15 protein-coding genes are annotated in these 16,418 nt (G+C 64.8%); 9 read left to right on the top strand and 6 right to left on the bottom strand.

Translation table 11 applies throughout. The annotated features are described in order from the left end of the window. Nucleotides 1-2: 2 nt before the first annotated feature. From AC3WJM_RS13480 to AC3WJM_RS13465, 4 genes are all read right to left on the bottom strand, one after another. On the bottom strand, nt 3-779 hold the full coding sequence (locus AC3WJM_RS13480) for an amino acid ABC transporter ATP-binding protein (RefSeq protein WP_059387233.1): 777 nt from the start codon (nt 777-779) through the stop codon (nt 3-5). Beyond that, the gene (locus tag AC3WJM_RS13475) at nt 776-1,750 is read right to left on the bottom strand and encodes an amino acid ABC transporter permease (protein ID WP_059387234.1); all 975 of its coding nucleotides are present in this window, start codon (nt 1,748-1,750) and stop codon (nt 776-778) included. Before AC3WJM_RS13475 ends, AC3WJM_RS13480 begins: the two co-directional genes overlap by 4 nt. Nucleotides 1,751-1,785: 35 nt before the next feature. Continuing rightward, on the bottom strand, nt 1,786-2,739 hold the full coding sequence (locus tag AC3WJM_RS13470) for an ABC transporter substrate-binding protein (protein WP_059387235.1): 954 nt from the start codon (nt 2,737-2,739) through the stop codon (nt 1,786-1,788). 200 nt (nt 2,740-2,939) lie between these two features. After that, nucleotides 2,940-4,352: an isochorismate synthase gene (locus AC3WJM_RS13465; RefSeq protein WP_492272110.1), complete on the bottom strand. Its 1,413-nt coding sequence runs from the start codon at nt 4,350-4,352 to the stop codon at nt 2,940-2,942. Nucleotides 4,353-4,492: 140 nt separating this feature from the next. Here AC3WJM_RS13465 and AC3WJM_RS13460 point away from each other — a divergent pair, with 140 nt between their 5' ends. The 4 genes from AC3WJM_RS13460 to AC3WJM_RS13445 all read left to right on the top strand — a co-directional run bounded on the left by AC3WJM_RS13460 (nt 4,493) and on the right by AC3WJM_RS13445 (nt 9,170). Then, nucleotides 4,493-5,269 (top strand): demethylmenaquinone methyltransferase, encoded by a 777-nt coding sequence (locus AC3WJM_RS13460; protein ID WP_084784263.1) that lies wholly within the window; start codon nt 4,493-4,495, stop codon nt 5,267-5,269. 22 nt (nt 5,270-5,291) lie between these two features. Next, nucleotides 5,292-6,635, top strand: a complete 1,344-nt coding sequence (locus AC3WJM_RS13455; protein ID WP_492272109.1) for a geranylgeranyl reductase family protein — start codon at nt 5,292-5,294, stop codon at nt 6,633-6,635. A 9-nt stretch (nt 6,636-6,644) separates the two neighbouring features. Further along, complete coding sequence (locus tag AC3WJM_RS13450) at nt 6,645-7,748, top strand: polyprenyl synthetase family protein (RefSeq protein WP_059387239.1); 1,104 nt, start codon at nt 6,645-6,647, stop codon at nt 7,746-7,748. Between the two features lie 516 nt (nt 7,749-8,264). After that, nucleotides 8,265-9,170 (top strand): DUF559 domain-containing protein, encoded by a 906-nt coding sequence (locus AC3WJM_RS13445; protein ID WP_059387237.1) that lies wholly within the window; start codon nt 8,265-8,267, stop codon nt 9,168-9,170. A gap of 152 nt (nt 9,171-9,322) precedes the next feature. Here the strand turns inward: AC3WJM_RS13445 and AC3WJM_RS13440 are convergent, their stop codons facing one another. Beyond that, the gene (locus tag AC3WJM_RS13440) at nt 9,323-9,745 is read right to left on the bottom strand and encodes a hypothetical protein (protein WP_492272108.1); all 423 of its coding nucleotides are present in this window, start codon (nt 9,743-9,745) and stop codon (nt 9,323-9,325) included. A 13-nt stretch (nt 9,746-9,758) separates the two neighbouring features. Continuing rightward, complete coding sequence (locus tag AC3WJM_RS13435; RefSeq protein ID WP_441438170.1) at nt 9,759-10,430, bottom strand: trimeric intracellular cation channel family protein; 672 nt, start codon at nt 10,428-10,430, stop codon at nt 9,759-9,761. A gap of 63 nt (nt 10,431-10,493) precedes the next feature. On the opposite strand from AC3WJM_RS13435, the gene AC3WJM_RS13430 reads away from it, so the two are divergent. From AC3WJM_RS13430 to AC3WJM_RS13410, 5 genes are all read left to right on the top strand, one after another. After that, a complete protein-coding gene (locus AC3WJM_RS13430; RefSeq protein ID WP_492272107.1) occupies nt 10,494-11,222 on the top strand; it encodes a sirohydrochlorin chelatase in 729 nt (242 codons plus the stop codon). 133 nt (nt 11,223-11,355) lie between these two features. Continuing rightward, nucleotides 11,356-13,101: a nitrite/sulfite reductase gene (locus AC3WJM_RS13425; RefSeq protein WP_284990956.1), complete on the top strand. Its 1,746-nt coding sequence runs from the start codon at nt 11,356-11,358 to the stop codon at nt 13,099-13,101. 92 nt (nt 13,102-13,193) lie between these two features. Continuing rightward, nucleotides 13,194-13,865, top strand: coding sequence for a phosphoadenylyl-sulfate reductase (locus AC3WJM_RS13420; RefSeq protein ID WP_370872172.1), 672 nt, complete (start codon nt 13,194-13,196; stop codon nt 13,863-13,865). After that, complete coding sequence (gene cysD, locus AC3WJM_RS13415; protein ID WP_284990958.1) at nt 13,862-14,848, top strand: sulfate adenylyltransferase subunit CysD; 987 nt, start codon at nt 13,862-13,864, stop codon at nt 14,846-14,848. The genes AC3WJM_RS13420 and cysD overlap by 4 nt, the downstream gene beginning before the upstream one ends. Next, a complete protein-coding gene (locus AC3WJM_RS13410) occupies nt 14,848-16,260 on the top strand; it encodes a sulfate adenylyltransferase subunit 1 (RefSeq protein WP_284990959.1) in 1,413 nt (470 codons plus the stop codon). Before cysD ends, AC3WJM_RS13410 begins: the two co-directional genes overlap by 1 nt. Nucleotides 16,261-16,418: the final 158 nt, after the last annotated feature.

Genomic DNA, 16,418 nt, shown 5'->3' with positions numbered 1-16,418 from the left:
AATTACAGCACGCGGCTGAGGAATTCCTTGGTGCGGGCGTGCTGGGGGTTGGCGATGATTTCGCGGGGGTCACCGGATTCCACCACCACACCTCCGTCCATGAAGGTCAGGCGGTCGCCGACTTCGCGGGCAAAGCCGATCTCGTGGGTCACCACGATCATGGTCATGCCGGACTTGGCCAGGTCCTTCATCACGTTGAGCACGTCGCCCACGAGCTCGGGGTCAAGGGCGGACGTCGGCTCGTCGAAGAGCATCAGTTCCGGTTCCATGGCCAGGGCCCTGGCGATCGCGACGCGTTGCTGCTGGCCGCCGGAAAGCTGAGCAGGGTAGTGGTTGGCTCGATCAGCCAGGCCCACCCGGTCCAACAATTCGAGGGCGGCCTTCTTGGCATCACTCTTGGATTTGCCCTTGACCTGCACGGGTGCTTCCATCACGTTGTACAACGCGGTCTTGTGGGGGAACAGGTTGAAGCGCTGGAAGACCATGCCGATTTCCCGGCGTTGCGCGGCGATTTCCTTGACCTTCAGGTCGTGGAGGCGGCCGTTGACTTCGCGGTAGCCGATCAGCTGGTCGCCAACGGAAATGCGGCCGGCGCTGATGGTTTCGAGGAGGTTCACGCAGCGGAGCATCGTGGACTTGCCCGAACCGGACGGGCCGATGACAACGGACACTTCGCCCTGGTTGACCGTCAGGTCGATGCCGCGGAGCACATGGTGTTGGCCGTAGTACTTGTGGAGGCCTTCGATCCGCACCAGCGGTTTCTGGGTGGTGATCGTCATTTTGCGTCCTCCTCGGGGAAGTCCATCTTTAAGGACGGCTCAGCTTCGGCGCTCGGTGCCACTGCGGCAGCGGCCTTGGCGGCTGCCGGGTTGATGACGGCCGGGGCCAGGTTGGTGTCCACGCCCTTGCCGTAGTAGGCCTCGATGTAGTGCTGGCCGACCATGAGGAGGCTGGTGATGACCAAGTACCAGATGGCTGCCACGATCAGCAGCGGCACCGGAAGGTAGATCCGGTTGGCCAGGGCGTTGGTCGCGAAGGTCAGGTCCAGGGTGAACGGGACTGCCAGGACCAGGGAGGTGGTCTTGAGCATGCCGATGGTTTCGTTGCCGGTGGGCGGGACGATGATGCGCATTGCCTGGGGCAGGATGATCCGCCACATGATCTTGCCGTTGCCCATGCCCAGGGCTTCGGCGGCTTCGGTCTGTCCCTTGTCCACTGACTTCAGGCCGGCCCGGAAGATCTCCGCCAGATAGGCGGATTCGTTCAGGCCTAGCCCCAGGATCGCCGCAACAAGAGCCGTAATGACGGTGCTCGTGTCCACGCTGAACAGTTCGGGGCCAAACGGCACCCCTGCGCTGATCTTGGGGTAGAGGACGGCGATCAGGCCCCAGAAGACCAACTGGGTGTAGACCGGGGTGCCGCGGAAGAACCAGACCCAGACCCAACTCGTGTAGCGCAGGACGGGGTTGTCGGACTGGCGCATCACGGCCAGCAGGATGGCCAGGACAATGGCAATGACCATCGAAGCTACGGTCAGGAGAAGCGTCCAGCCAACACCCTGGACGACCTTCACGTCCAGGATGTAGGTGCCCACAACGTCCCAACGGAAGTTGTGGTTCGTGATCACGCTCTGCACCATAAGTGCTAGTACGCCAACGATGACGATGGCGCTGATCCAACGGCCAGGGTGCCTGACAGGCACCGCGTCGTTCAGCACTGGTGCTGCGTGGCCTGGTTGATGATGATCCATCTGTGCACCTGATTTGTTATCGGTGGCGGGAATACTCAAGACTTGACCGCCGGGTTGACCTCGGACTTGGTGATGGCGCCTTCGGCGTTGCCCCAGCCGGTGAGGATCTTCTTGTAGGAACCGTCAGACATGAGCTTGGTCAGGGTCTTCTGGATGACATCGGCGAGGGCGGTGTCCGACTTGGCAACAGCGATGCCCTGGGGAGCGGCGTCGTACACATCGCCGAGCTTCTCAAGCTGTCCGTTGGTCTGCGTCAGGGCGTAACCGATGATGGGGGAGTCGGCTGCCATCGCGTCGATGCTGCCGTTGACGAGACGGGTGGTGACGTCGGTCTGGTTCTTGAGTGTCACGATGTTGATGGGCTGCTTGCCGTCAGCTGCGCACTTCTTGTTGCGGCCGGAGAGGTCCGGGTCTTCCTGGACCGTGCCGGTCTGCACGCCGATGGACTTGCCGCAGACGTCATCCAGGGAGAACTTCTTCGGGTTGCCCTTCTGCACGGCCCACGCGGTGCCGGCGTTGAAGTAGCTGACCATATTAACGGCGCCGAGACGCTCAGGGTTGATGGTGAAGGACGAGATGCCCAGATCGTACTTGGGGCCGAGGGCGGGGAGGATGCCCGTGAATTCGGCGGTCTGCACCTGGACCTTCAAACCAAGGGTGGCGCCGATCGCCTTGGCGATGTCGACGTCGTAACCAACCGGGGTCTGGCCGTCGGTTCCGAGGAATTCCGCAGGAGCGTAGGTCGTGTCCGAGCCGACGGTCAGCGTGCCCTTGGACTTGATGGCCGCGGGGACCAGCGCAGCGAGGGTGTCGTCCTTGGTGATGGTGCTGGGGTCAAAGCTTGCATTGGCACTGCCGGAAGGCGAGGCGGCGCTCGATGGGCCGGCCTCTGAGGCGTTGGTGCAGGCAGTCAGTGCCAAGGCGCCGATTGCGATGATGGTTGCAGCCTTGAGCGTCGAACTGACCGGGAGCGAACGGAATTTCTGCATTTTCTTACCTTTTTTTGCAGTGGATGCGAAACTAATCGGTTCATAGTGTAGCGCCGAACATGAGATGTGCGTCACAGAAAACTAAGTTTTACTATTGGATAACCTACCAAGTAAAAAATCAAGACCCCCAACGTGGCTATTGTCTCGCACCCCAGACAGTTGGGAGGGTAGGTTTCGAACGGAATCCTCGGGTTTGAGGCTTAGTTGCTGATCCCCAGCGACTCGAGCATCGGCCGGAATTTTGCCCAGGTCTCGGCCAGCTCGGCGTCGGGAACGGAGCCTTCCACGATCCCGCAGCCCGCATAGAGGCGCACGGTGGTAGGACTCTCGATGATCGCGCCGCGCAGTGCGATGCCCCACTCGCCGTTCCCCGCGGCGTCGAGCCATCCGACCGGACCGGCGTACGGCCCGCGATCCATGTGCTCAAGCTCCCGGATCAGTTCCCCGGCAACCAGAGTAGGTGTCCCACACACGGCGGCGGTGGGATGGAGGGCGTTGATCAGCGCAAGGCACGTAGGGACATGTCCCTCGATATCGGCGAGCTCGGCCTTCACATCCGATGCCAAGTGCCACACATTGGGCAGTTCCAGGATGAACGGTTCGCTGTGGGCGTTCATGGCCTCGGAGAACGGCGCGAGCTGGGTGGTCAGCGACTGGATGGCGATCTCGTGCTCGTGCCGTTGTTTCTCCGAACCGGCCAGCACGCGTTCGGCGTATTCCATAGGGGAGCCGTCCACGCCCTCGGCGTCGCGACGGTCCAGCGTCCCGGCCAGGACCCGCGCCTGCGCTGTGCGGCCCTCCACCTGGATGAGCATTTCCGGCGTCGCGCCCACCAAGCCGTCGACGCCGTAGGTCCAGCATTCGCGGTAACGGCTGGCCAGCTGCTGGAGCACTTTGGCGGCGTTGACGCCGTCGGGCAGCGTCGCCACGACGTCGCGCGCGAGAACCAGCTTCTCCAGCTTTCCGGTGCGGATTTCCGCCACGCCCTCGGCCACGGCCTGCTTCCAGGCGGCCTCGCTCAGTGAACCGCTCTCCAGCGTCACCTTCCCGTCGCCCAACTGACTCGCAGTTGTTGTCGTTTTGGGCCCTCTAAACGACAACAACTGCGAGCTAGTTGGGTGCCCGACGCCGGAGCCTCCTGCCGCCGTAAGCTCACCGGCCGCTGACTCGCGTTTCCCTGACTCGCCGCTGAGCCAATCCGCGAGGGTGGCGAGTGCTCCCGCCTCGGTGAGTTCGACGTCGTCGAGCGTCAGCTGCGTGAGCCAGGACTGCCCATCCCGGATACCGACAACGATTTCCGGAAGGATCAAGCGGGACTCAAAGTCGGACGTCTTGGAGAAGGCAAAGGAGCCAAAGGCCACTGGGCCGGTGCCGGGGAGCTCAAGGGGATCCGTGACGTCGGCCTCGATGACGAGGTGGCGCCACCAGATGTCGGCCTCGAGGAAGCGATCGGGTCCGGAAGCGGTGAAGCGCGCGAGTTCGCCAAAGCCCACCAGTCCGTTCTCTCGGCGGGACCAGCACAGGACATCGTCCCGGACCAGAAATGACGGCAGTCCCCCGGAGGATGAATCAACATCGAGGGGGACTGTCAAGGTGCGGAGCGTACTCGTCATGATGGAACAACATTACTCCCGCGCGCAACGGTAGCCGCGCTGGCCGGAACGGAACCTGGAACGGGAACCCGGCGCGCGAACCGGGCCCGGACCGGAGTGCCCCGAAAGTTCTTCCCATATTTGTCTGAGACAATTGCAGGGTGAACCGAGCATCCTTGGAAAAGCGTCCGGACGAAGTTGCGACGATGTTTGACGATGTCGCCCCCAAATACGATGTCGTCAACGACGTCCTGTCCATGGGGCAGACCCGGCGTTGGCGCCGCGTCGTCGTGGATGCGATGGATGTTCGGGTAGGCCAAAAGGTCCTGGATCTGGCTGCCGGTACCGGTACGTCCAGCGAACCGTACGCGGACGCCGGAGTGGACGTCGTGGCCTGCGACTTCTCGTTGGGAATGCTGAAGGTGGGCAAGCGCCGCCGTCCGGACATCAACTTCGTTGCCGGGGACGCCACCAAGCTGCCCTTCGCGGACAACTCCTTCGACGCGTGCACCATTTCCTTCGGCCTGCGCAACGTCAACGAACCACACAAGGCCCTCGCGGAGATGTTCCGTGTCACCAAGCCGGGCGGCCGCCTGGTTATCGCCGAATTCTCCGCCCCGGTCGTGCCCCTTTGGCGGACCATGTACACCGAATACCTCATGCGCGCACTGCCTGCCATCGCCACCAAGGTCTCCTCCAACCCGGACGCCTACGTGTACCTCGCCGAGTCCATCCGCGCCTGGCCGGACCAGGACCACCTGGCCGCGTGGCTGCAGGAAGCCGGCTGGACCGACGTCAACTACCGCAACCTGAGCGGCGGCATCGTAGCGGTGCACCGCGCCCAGAAGCCCGGAGCCGAACACCGGGAAAGCGTTCCCGTGGCCAAGCTGCGCCGCCAGATCAAGCCGCGCCGCCAAGCCGGCGATCAGTCCCGCTAACCGGCCTATTAACAAGGACGCTGTGAACGTACTGATAGTCGGCGCAGGGCCAGCCGGGTCCACCGCCGCGTACTACCTTGCCCGGGCGGGCATTTCCGTGACGGTGCTGGAAAAGACCGCCTTCCCGCGTGAGAAGGTCTGCGGCGACGGCCTGACTCCGCGCGCGGTCCGCGAGATCCAGAAGCTTGGCCTCCCGCACGCCGAGGACGAGGGGTGGCGCCGCAACAAGGGGCTCAGGCTCATCGCCGGCGGCCGCACCATTGAATTGCCGTGGCCCGAGGTCGCCGATTTTCCCACCTACGGACTCATCCGCACGCGCCTCGGATTCGACGAGGAACTGGCCCGGCACGCCCAGTCGGCCGGCGCCGTCGTCCTTGAACGCCACAGCGTCACCGAAGCACTGCGCGACGACGCCGGGCGGGTGATCGGCGCGCGCGCCGCGCTGCTCGACGAGTCCGGACGCAAGACGGGCGAAACGCGCGACTTCCATGCCGACGTCGTGCTCGCCGCCGACGGCAACTCGACCCGCACCGCGGTTTCGCTCGGCATGCACAAACGCGACGACCGCCCGCTCGGCGTCGCCGTCCGCACCTACTTCACCTCGCCCCGACACGACGACGACTGGATGGAAGGCTGGCTTGAGCTTCCGGGCAAGTCCGGAAAGCCGCTGCCCGGTTACGGCTGGGTTTTCGGCGTCGGGGACGGCACGTCCAACGTCGGCCTGGGCATCCTGAACTCCTCCAAGGAATTCGGCAAGCTCGACTACAAGCAGGTCCTGCGCGAATGGACCGCCGGCATGCCGTCCGAGTGGGGTTTCACGCCCGAAAACCAAGTGGGGGAGATCCGCGGCGCCGCGCTGCCGATGGGCTTCAACCGCACGCCGCACTACTCGCCGGGGCTCATGCTCCTGGGCGACGCCGGCGGGATGGTTTCCCCGTTCAACGGCGAGGGTATTTCCTACGCCATGGAGTCCGCCCGCTTTGCGGCCGAGTTTCTTGTTGATGCGTCCGTCCGCTCGCGTTCAGCCCGGTGGACAGCCGACGACGCCGACGCGCACCTTTCGCGGTACGCGGACTACGTGCGGGACCAGTGGGGTTCACACTTCACCCTGGGCCGTGTCTTTGCCGCCCTCATTGGTAAGCCCGCCGTCATGAAACTCGCACTACGGACCGGCATGCCCATTCCGGTTCTCATGCGCTTTGTGGTGCGGATGCTCGCCAACCTCACGGATACGTCCGCCAAGGGTTTCGAGGACCGCGCCATCCGCGTCCTCGAGATGCTTGTCCCGGCCACCTCCAACACCACGTCCACCGCCGCTTCCACCCGTACCGGCACCGAATCAACGCTTTCCTCCGCGAAAAGTTAGGGTTAACCCGTGACTCACTCTGCCGAACACAGCTGGACGCACGCCGGGCACGGCTTGCCGGACGCTGTCGAACCCGCTCCCACCACCACCGCGATCGCCACCGGCCTGCAGCTTCCTGCCGGTTTTGCGGCTATCGCCAAGGACGTGGAGCTGGGTCCTGCCATCACCACCAACCTTGCCCGCGTGGAAAAGAAGCTCCGCGAAGCAATCGCCAACTCGGATCCCCTGGCTGACGCAACGTCGCGTCACCTGGTGGAAGCCGGCGGCAAGCGCATCCGCCCGCTTTTGACTCTCCTGTGTGCCCACCTCGGTGACGCCTCCCGTCCGGAAGTGGTCCAGGCCGCCGTCGTGGTTGAACTGACCCACCTCGCCACCCTCTATCACGACGACGTGATGGACTCCGCGCCCTACCGCCGCGGTGCCCCCACGGCGCACGAAGTCTGGGGCAACTCGGTAGCCATCCTCACGGGTGACCTGATCTTTGCCCGCGCCTCGATCCTGGTGTCAGAGCTCGGTTCGCGTGCCTTGGGAATCCAGGCCCGCACCTTCGAACGCTTGTGCCTCGGGCAACTGCACGAAACCGTGGGCCCGCGCGAAGGCGAGGACGCGGTGGAGCACTACCTCTCCGTCATCGCCGACAAGACCGGTTCCCTGGTTGCCGCCTCGGGCCAGCTGGGTGCCATCTTTGCCGGCGCCGACGAAGCCTTCGAAGACGTGCTCGTGGAGTACGGCGAGAAGGTCGGCGTGGCCTTCCAACTAGCCGATGACGTCATCGACGTGACCGGTGTCAAGGTCAAGTCCGGCAAGTCTCCGGGCACAGACCTCCGGGAGGGCGTTCCCACGCTGCCCGTCCTCCTGCTCCGCAAGGCCGCCGACAACGGTGACCACTCCGCCGTCGAACTCTTGAAGCTGGTTGACGGCGACCTGTCCTCCGATGAAGCCCTGGCCCTGGCCGTCGCGGGGCTCCGCGAGCATCCTGTCACCGCGGAATCCTGGGTGATCGCGCGCCAATGGTCCGCTGAAGCCATCGAAGCCTTGAAGCCGTTGCCCGAAGGCGTGGTCAAGGAGTCGCTGACGAACTTCGCCCACGCCGTGGTGGAGCGCGCCAGCTGAGTCTTGGCGGCGTGGGCAGCCCTGCAGAGGGTGCCGTCGTTCTCGCCCCTTTTCCTTCGTCGCAGACCCAACTGACTCGCAGTTGTTGTCGTTTTGAGCCGTTATAACGACAACAACTGCGATTCACTTGGGTCGGGCCGGCGGGCCGAGACGGGGGCTGGGCTTAAATGCAATGGCCCCGGTTCCTTGCAACGCTACGAGTCACGCGCTGCAACGAACCGGGACCATAATCTCCGTTCGCATCAGATCCACCGGAGGCATTTAGTGAATCCGGTTACAGCATATGACAACTTTGTCACGGGTGCAACTTTCCCGGTCAAAGGGATTTTCGGAGTTTTCGGGGAATTCTGCGCGCCGTCCTGACCTTCTTTGAATTCAAAATGGCCCCGACACGCCTGAGAAGGGGTGTGTCCGGCAGTTTATGGACCCAAAGAAGGTCAGGAAGGGCCAGCAAAGTTGTCCACATAGGGGAACCCGGAGCTACTGTCGCCTGAGCGATGCTGCTGGAGTGGCCACATGGATATAGTGCAATTCCTCCAGAGGCGGGGCGGTGCGGCCCGGACTGCGCAACTGCTTAGAGCGGGCTTTCCCAAGTCGGCGTTGGCCCAAGGGCTCCGCAACGGAACGCTCAACCTGTTGCGCCGTGGGATCTACACGATTGAGGGCGCCGATCCAGGCATCGTTGCTGCGCTGGCGGCGAATGGCGTCTTGACCTGCGTTTCGGCTGTTCGTTTCTACAATTTGTGGCAGCTGCAGGAGCCAGGAGGCGTCCAAGGACTGGGGAGTTCCCGGAAACCCGAGGCCATCCATCTCAGCTGCGGTAGCGGCCTAGTCCGGGACGGTGTGGTGGACCACGCCCGATGTAGCCACCCGGGGCATCCGTACCTTCCTGTGGCCGGCCTAGCTGATGTCCTTATCCACGCCCTGAGATGCCGACCCGAACTGGAATCCTTGGTAATTGTCCAGTCCGCAGTTAGCCGCGGGTTGATCACCGCAGACTTCCTTAAGACGAAACTGCAAGGCAACCGCAACGGAGCAGCGAGGGCTGCGCTGGATCTTGTGCTGCCCAGGGCTGATTCCTTGCTGGAAGTGCTCGCACACACGCACTTTGTCCGGGCGGGTCTCCGGGTCCGGATGCATGTGGAACTGGCGGGGGTGGGGGAGGTGGACTGCTTGATCAACGAGTGCCTTGTAGTGGAACTCGACGGCCATACGCATCTGGAGCCGCGGCAGGTCAAGAAGGACCGGTACCGGGACAACGCCAGTGTGAAGGGTGGGCTCTTGTCGTTGCACTACTTCTACCAGGACGTGGTCCACCGTCCTGAAGAGATGGTCAACGAGGTCTTGACCGTGTTGCGGCACCGGGAAGTCGGCCGCTTCGCCCCCGCAAGATACGCGCCCGGGTGGGTGCCGCCGTCGTAATCCAGCAGCAGACTCCACCAAAGCGCGGACCGTCCTGACCTTCTTTGGCACGAAAAAAGCCGCGACACACCTGATCCAGGTGTGTCACGGCTCCTCGAAATTCAAAGAGGGTCAGGAAGGCGCGGCGCCCACTAAAGCCCCCCCAAAAAAGCCTAGCCTTCGTCGCTGAAAGCCCAGTCGAACATGTCGAACACGAACTCGGAGAACGTGCCTTCTTCGGATTTCCATTGGCCGCGGGCGTTGTTGCGGCGCCACACGATGGGATCCGGGACGCCGAGGTCGCCTACGCGGAAGCCCCAAGTGAACTGCTCTTCCTCGTCCTCCAAGAACATGAGGAAACCTTCGTCGTCCACTTCGAGCTCTTCGGGGTCCCAGAAGTAGTGGTAGGCCTCCATGAGGTCCTCGCAACCACCGAGGGCGAGGTAGAACTCGCGCAGCACCATGGGAATGGTGAATGAGTGGGCGGACAGGGCCTCGTCCAGCTCAGCGGCGGACAGCCCGTCTTCTTCCTGCCATTCGTCCTCGAGATACTTCGGTACAAGCGCGCGGAACTTCTCGAGGAACATGTCAGTCATGCTCCCATCCTAGCTAATCGCGGCCACGTGAATCGGCGCCCGGGGACACCCCGGCGCGGTGCCATCCCCGGACCGCGAGGGGCACCCGCCAACCACGCCGCCAAGCCACCACCCGGAAGGCGAAAACCCAGCCGGCAACCAAGGCCGCCGTCAGTCCGGTGAAGGCGCCGATGTTCCAGAGCAGTGCGGTCAGGGCGGCCCCCGTGAGGGCCGGCAGGGCGTAGAGATCCCGTGCGTTGAAGAGGGTGGGAATTTCGTTGGCTGTAATGTCGCGGAGCAAGCCGCCGCCCACAGCCGTGGTGACTCCCAACAAGATTGCAGCCACCGGATTCATCCCGGCGGCCAGTGCCTTGAGCGTCCCCGTGATGCAGAACAAGGCCAGCCCGCCGGCGTCGAACAGTGTCAAGAGGGACGTGAAGCGCTGGATGCTCGAAAACAGGAAGTACACCAGCCCCGCGGCCAACAAGGGTGGCAGCAGGTACACCGGGTTGGTGAACGCCGCGGGCGGGCCGGCATTGATGACGATGTCTCGGATGACGCCGCCGCCCAGGCCGACCAGCGAAGCCAAGAGGAGCGAGCCGATGATGTCGAACTGCTTCTTGGCCGCGAGCAAGGATCCGGACACGGCGAAAAAGAAGACGCCGGCCAGATCCAGCCATACCAGCGCAAGGTCAAAAGTGAACAAATGCAGCTCCATTCTTCGTTCACAGACGGGCGATCATGCTCGCCCAACGTTACGCTTGCACGCATGAACAGCCCCGTCTTGATCGCGTGCGCCCATGGAACCCGGAACTTCGAAGGGCAGGCCGCTATCCGCCAGGTCATGGCCGAGATTGAGGCCTTGCGCCCCGGCCTGACCGTCGTCGAGGCCTACGTAGACGTCCAGGAGCCCGAGTTGGGCGGCGTGGTGGCCGGGCTCCCGGAAGGCACGCCCGCCGTCGTCGTTCCTTTGCTGCTCAGCACCGGCTACCACGTCAAGGTGGACATCCCCAAGGCGATCAAGTCCCGCCCCGAGGTGACCGCCGCGCCGCCGCTGGGGCCGGACCCGCGGCTCGCGGAGCTGCTCGCTGCACGGTTGCGCGCCGCCGGCCTCGGCGAGGGCGACGGCGTCCTGCTCGCCGCCGCGGGCTCGTCGCTGCCGGACGGTTCCGTCGATTCGGAAGAGCAGGCGCGCCAGCTCGCCGAGTTGCTGCCGAACAAGGTGCGCGTCGCCTATGGCGCGAGTGCCGAGCCGAACGTGCCCGACGGCGTCGCGGCCCTACGCGCCGAACTCACCGGCGCGGAAGTCACCGGCGCGGAAGTCACCGACGACGGCGGCCGGGTGGTCGTGTCCTCGTATCTGCTGGCCACGGGCTACTTCCACGACCAGCTGTCCAAGGCCGGCGCCGACGTCGTGACGGCGCCACTGCTGCCCTCTCCGGTGCTCGCGGAGATCGCCTTGGAACGCTACGACGCGGCGGTTGCCGCTCGCTCCTGAGCGGGCATGTCGAATGCACAGCGCGGCCAGCTGAACAAGGCCCGACGGCGGTTCGTGACGAAATGTTTCCCTAGGTGACTTTCCGTTTCCCGGACCTTTGTTACGCCTCTCTGGCCAGCCCTACAGTCGATGCATGACTGATACAGCTCTAGCCGGAGCGTCTGCGGACGAGGCTGCACCCAAGCGCCCGGCCCGCACCGCCCGTCCTGCCGCTAAACCCCATGGCCAGTGGAAGGTTGACGGCACCGCGCCGCTCAACGCCAACGAAACCTGGAAGCAGGAAGACAACGGGCTCAACGTCCGCGAGCGTATCGAGTCTGTCTACTCCAAGCACGGCTTCGACTCGATCGACGGTACGGACCTCCACGGCCGTTTCCGCTGGTGGGGCCTCTACACCCAGCGCAAGCCCGGGATCGACGGCGGCAAGACCGCCACGCTTGAGCCGCACGAGCTCGAGGACAAGTACTTCATGCTCCGCGTGAGGATCGACGGCGGTGCGCTCACCACTGAGCAGTTGCGCGTCATCGGCCAGATCTCCGTGGACTTCGCCCGCGGCAGCGCCGACCTGACGGACCGCCAGAACATCCAGCTGCACTGGATCCGGGTGGAGGACGTGCCCGAAATCTGGCGCCGCCTCGAATCAGTCGGCCTGTCCACCACCGAGGCCTGCGGCGACGTGCCGCGTGTCATCCTGGGCTCCCCGGTTGCCGGCATCGCCAAGGACGAGATCATCGATCCTACGCCGCTGATCCACGAACTCGCGGAGCGCTTCATCGGCGACCCCGAGCTCGCCAACCTGCCGCGCAAATACAAGACCGCCATTACCGGCCACCCCTCGCAGGACGTGGTCCACGAGATCAACGACTTCGGCCTGGTCGGCATGGTCCACCCCGAACTCGGCGTCGGCTATGACCTCTGGGTAGGCGGCGCGCTGTCCACCAACCCGATGCTCGCCAAGCGCCTCGGCGCGTTCGTGAAGCCTGAGCAAGCCGCCGAAGTGTGGCTCGGCGTCACCAGTATCTTCCGCGACTACGGTTACCGCCGGATGCGCACCAAGGCACGCCTGAAGTTCCTCATGGCCGACTGGGGTCCCGAAAAGTTCCGCCAGATCCTGGAGGACGAATACCTCGGCTTCAAGCTTTCCGACGGCCCCGCAGCGCCCAAGCCCTCGACCCCGGGCGACCACGTCGGCATCCACGAGCAGAAGGACGGCAAGTTCTTCATCGGAGCCACACCCTTGGCCGGTCGTCTCTCCGGAAGCCAGCTCGTGAAGCTCGCGGACACCCTCGAAGCCCGCGGCTCCTTCCGCCTGCGCACCACGCCGCACCAGAAGATCGTTGTGCTGGACGTCGCCAAGGAGCAGGTGGAACCGCTCGTCGCCGAACTGGACACCCTAGGCCTCTCCGCCCGCCCGTCCGTGTTCCGCCGCGGCACCATCGCCTGCACCGGCATCGAGTTCTGCAAGCTCGCCATCGTGGAAACCAAGGTCACGGCAGCCACCGCGGTCGCCGAACTGGAACGCCGCCTGGCCGACCTCGCGGACAGCGGTCAGCTGCCGCAGGCCCTGTCCCTGCACATCAACGGCTGCCCCAATTCCTGCGCCCGCATCCAGACCGCGGACATCGGGCTCAAGGGCATGATGCTGCCAACGCCCGACGGCGACCCCACCCCGGGCTTCCAGGTTCACCTGGGCGGCGGGCTGGCTTCGTCCAACCGCGAAGAAGCAGGCCTCGGACGCACCGTGCGCGGTCTCAAGGTTTACGTCGAGGACCTGCCCGATTACGTAGAGCGGGTAGTCCGGAAGTTCGTGGCCGACCGTGCCGAAGGCCAGACCTTCGCCGAATGGGCACACTCCGCAGATGAAGGAGATCTCCAGTGACCAATCCCCAGCCACTCCCCAACCTCGCAAGCTCGGCCGGGGACCCCGGTGGCCGTGGGCCCTGCCAGCGCTCCCACGACGAACTCAAGGCCCTGGCCGAATCCGGTGCCGCCGAGCTCGGTTGGAATGCGCCCGCCCGCGACGTCATCGCCTGGGTTGCCCGCAACTTCGAACTGCCCGCCGTCGCCGTGGCCTGCTCCATGGCGGACGCCGTGCTGCCGGCCCTCGTCGCGGACCAGTTTCCCGGCGTCGACGTCCTGTTCCTGGAGACCGGTTACCACTTCCCGGAAACCCATGCCACGCGGGACGAAGTCGCCGCGAACCTGCGCGTGAACATCGTGGACGTGCTCCCCGAGAACACCGTGGAGCAGCAGGACCGCCTCCTCGGCAAGGACCTGTTTGCCCGCGACGCCGCCCAGTGCTGCGCGCTCCGCAAGGTCCAGCCGCTGCGCCGGACTCTCGCCGGCTACGAAGTCTGGTTCACCGGAGTCCGCCGCGACGAGGCCCCCACCCGGACCAACACCCCGCTGATCAGCTGGGACGAGGCCAACGGATTGGTCAAGGTCAACCCGATGGCGGACTGGAGCTTTGACCAGTTGGTCCAGTACTCCGAAGACAACATCCTTCCCGTCAACCCCCTCCTGAGCCAGGGATACCCGTCCATCGGATGCCAGCCCTGCACCCGCAAAGTGGCCCCGGGAGCGGACCCCCGCTCCGGCCGCTGGGCAGGAACCGACAAGACAGAATGCGGACTACACGTATGAGCATCTACACAACCAACGAGGACACGGAGCTGTCAGTGCTGGAAAAGGACCTTGTGGAGACGCCGACTGCCGCCCAGGCTCTGCGGTCGGCCCGCCTCTCGTCTTTGGACACCCTCGAGTCCGAGGCCATCCATATCATCCGCGAGGTTGTTGCCGAGTTCGAGAAGCCTGCGCTGCTGTTCTCCGGCGGCAAGGATTCCGTGGTCATGCTGCACCTGGCCACCAAGGCGTTCTGGCCTGGCAAGGTTCCGTTCCCCGTGCTGCACGTGGACACCGGCCATAACTTCCCCGAGGTCATCGACTTCCGCGACCGCACGGTGGAGCGTCTGGGCCTGAAACTCGTGGTGGGTTCCGTGCAGGAGTTCATCGACCGTGGCGAACTTGCCGAGCGTGCCGATGGTACCCGCAACCCGCTGCAGACCGTGCCGCTCCTGGACGCCATCCAGCGCAACAAGTTCGACGCCGTTTTCGGCGGCGGACGTCGCGACGAGGACAAGGCCCGTGCCAAGGAGCGCATCCTGAGCCTGCGCGACGAGTTCGGCCAGTGGGACCCCCGTAACCAGCGCCCCGAACTGTGGAACCTGTACAACGGCCGCCACACCGTGGGCCAGCACGTCCGGGCGTTTCCCATCAGCAACTGGACCGAGCTGGACGTGTGGCGCTACATCGAGCGCGAAGGCATTGAGCTGCCCGGCCTGTACTACGCCCACGAGCGCGAGGTCTACGAACGCGACGGCATGTGGCGCGCAGTCGGCGAGGTTTCCATGCCGCTTCCGCACGAGGAAGTCGTCACCAAGCTCGTCCGCTACCGCACTGTGGGCGACATGTCCTGCACCGGCGCGGTCGTTTCCGACGCCCGCACGGTTGCCGACGTCGTCGTTGAAGTTGCCGCATCCACACTCACCGAACGTGGCGCCACCCGCGCAGATGACCGCATCTCCGAGGCAGCCATGGAAGACCGCAAGAAGGACGGCTACTTCTAATGAGCACCGAAACCGCACTCCTGGAGACCGGCCTGCGCGAATCCACGCTGTTCCGCTTCGCCACCGCTGGATCCGTCGACGACGGCAAGTCCACCCTGGTGGGCCGCCTCCTTCACGATTCCAAGGCGATCCTCGCGGACCAGCTCGACGCCGTCGCCCGCACCTCTGCCGACCGTGGCTTCGGCGGAGCCGGCGCCACCGGCAGCCAGGCCATCGACCTTGCCCTCCTGACCGACGGCCTTCGCGCCGAACGGGAACAGGGCATCACCATCGATGTCGCCTACCGCTACTTCGCCACCGACCGCCGCAGCTTCATCCTCGCGGACTGCCCCGGCCACGTTCAGTACACCAAGAACACGGTGACGGGCGCATCCACTGCGGATGCCGTCGTCGTACTCATTGACGCCCGCAAGGGAGTCCTGGAGCAGACCCGCCGCCACTTGTCGGTGCTGCAGTTGCTGCGCGTGGCGCACGTAATCGTCGCCGTGAACAAGATCGACCTCGTGGACTTCAGCGAGTCGGTCTTCCGCGAGATCGAGACGGACGTGCAGAAGGTTGCCCGCGAGCTTGGCTTGGGCAGCGATGGGATTGCCGACGTCGCGGTCATCCCGGTATCGGCGCTCGACGGCGACAACGTCGTGGACCGCTCGGACCGCACCCCCTGGTACAGCGGCCCGGCCCTGCTCGAAGTCCTGGAAACCCTTCCGGCCGCCGATGAGCTCGAAAGCCACCTGGAGAGCTTCCGCTTCCCGGTCCAGCTGGTCATCCGCCCGCAGGGCGCGCTGGCTCCCGACGCCGTCGCCGCAGGGCTCGACGTCGAGGCGTACCGCGACTACCGCGCCTACGCCGGCCAGATCACGGAGGGGACCGTGAAGCTTGGCGACAAGGTCACTGTCCTGAGCCCGGGCCACGAGCCCAGGATCACCACCGTGACCGGGATCGACTTCGCCGGCAGCGAGCTCGCCGAGGCCACTGCTCCGCAGTCCGTGGCGATCCGCCTGGCCGATGAAATCGACATCGCCCGCGGTGACACCATTGCCGCAGCAGGGACGGTGCGCGAGAGCTCGGCCGACCTGTACGCCGCGCTGTGCTGGCTTTCGCCGAAGCCGTTGCGCGAAGGTGCCAAGGTGCTCGTGAAGCACGGGACCCGCACCGTCCAGGCGTTGGTCCGCAATGTGACGGGCAAGCTGGACCTGGCCACGTTCAACGTCGAGGCTGCCTCCAGCCTTGAGCTGAACGACATCGGCAACGCCCAGCTTCGCCTGGCCGCGCCGTTGCCCTTGGAGAACTACCTGCACCACCGCCGCACGGGCGCGTTCCTGGTGATCGATCCCGTGGACGGCAACACGCTCGCGGCCGGCTTGGTGAAGGACCACCCGGGCGACCACGAGGACGAACGTTACGTCATCTGACGTTCTCGATGACCGGAACCGCAGCTTGTTTCCCAAACCCGGCCTTCAAGGCTTGGGGTGGGAAACAAGCTGCGGTTTTTTGCATTGGGGCGAGCCGAATTGTGACGCCGCATGAACGTGCGTGACCCCGGGTTTCCGGGTCGTTGAACGGCAAATAT

This window comes from Arthrobacter sp. FW306-1B-G06A (assembly GCF_058781765.1).
This window is presented reverse-complemented; position numbering and strand designations above follow the sequence as displayed.

Excerpts from the sequence above, each read along its gene's own strand:
- AC3WJM_RS13480 (WP_059387233.1), bottom strand. The coding sequence starts at position 779 with ATGACGATCACCACCCAGAAACCGCTGGTGCGGATCGAAGGCCTCCAC.
- AC3WJM_RS13475 (WP_059387234.1), bottom strand. The coding sequence starts at position 1,750 with ATGGATCATCATCAACCAGGCCACGCAGCACCAGTGCTGAACGACGCG.
- AC3WJM_RS13470 (WP_059387235.1), bottom strand. The coding sequence starts at position 2,739 with ATGCAGAAATTCCGTTCGCTCCCGGTCAGTTCGACGCTCAAGGCTGCA.
- AC3WJM_RS13465 (WP_492272110.1), bottom strand. The coding sequence starts at position 4,352 with ATGACGAGTACGCTCCGCACCTTGACAGTCCCCCTCGATGTTGATTCA.
- AC3WJM_RS13445 (WP_059387237.1), top strand. The coding sequence starts at position 8,265 with ATGGATATAGTGCAATTCCTCCAGAGGCGGGGCGGTGCGGCCCGGACT.
- AC3WJM_RS13440 (WP_492272108.1), bottom strand. The coding sequence starts at position 9,745 with ATGACTGACATGTTCCTCGAGAAGTTCCGCGCGCTTGTACCGAAGTAT.
- AC3WJM_RS13430 (WP_492272107.1), top strand. The coding sequence starts at position 10,494 with ATGAACAGCCCCGTCTTGATCGCGTGCGCCCATGGAACCCGGAACTTC.
- AC3WJM_RS13425 (WP_284990956.1), top strand. The coding sequence starts at position 11,356 with ATGACTGATACAGCTCTAGCCGGAGCGTCTGCGGACGAGGCTGCACCC.
- cysD (WP_284990958.1), top strand. The coding sequence starts at position 13,862 with ATGAGCATCTACACAACCAACGAGGACACGGAGCTGTCAGTGCTGGAA.
- AC3WJM_RS13410 (WP_284990959.1), top strand. The coding sequence starts at position 14,848 with ATGAGCACCGAAACCGCACTCCTGGAGACCGGCCTGCGCGAATCCACG.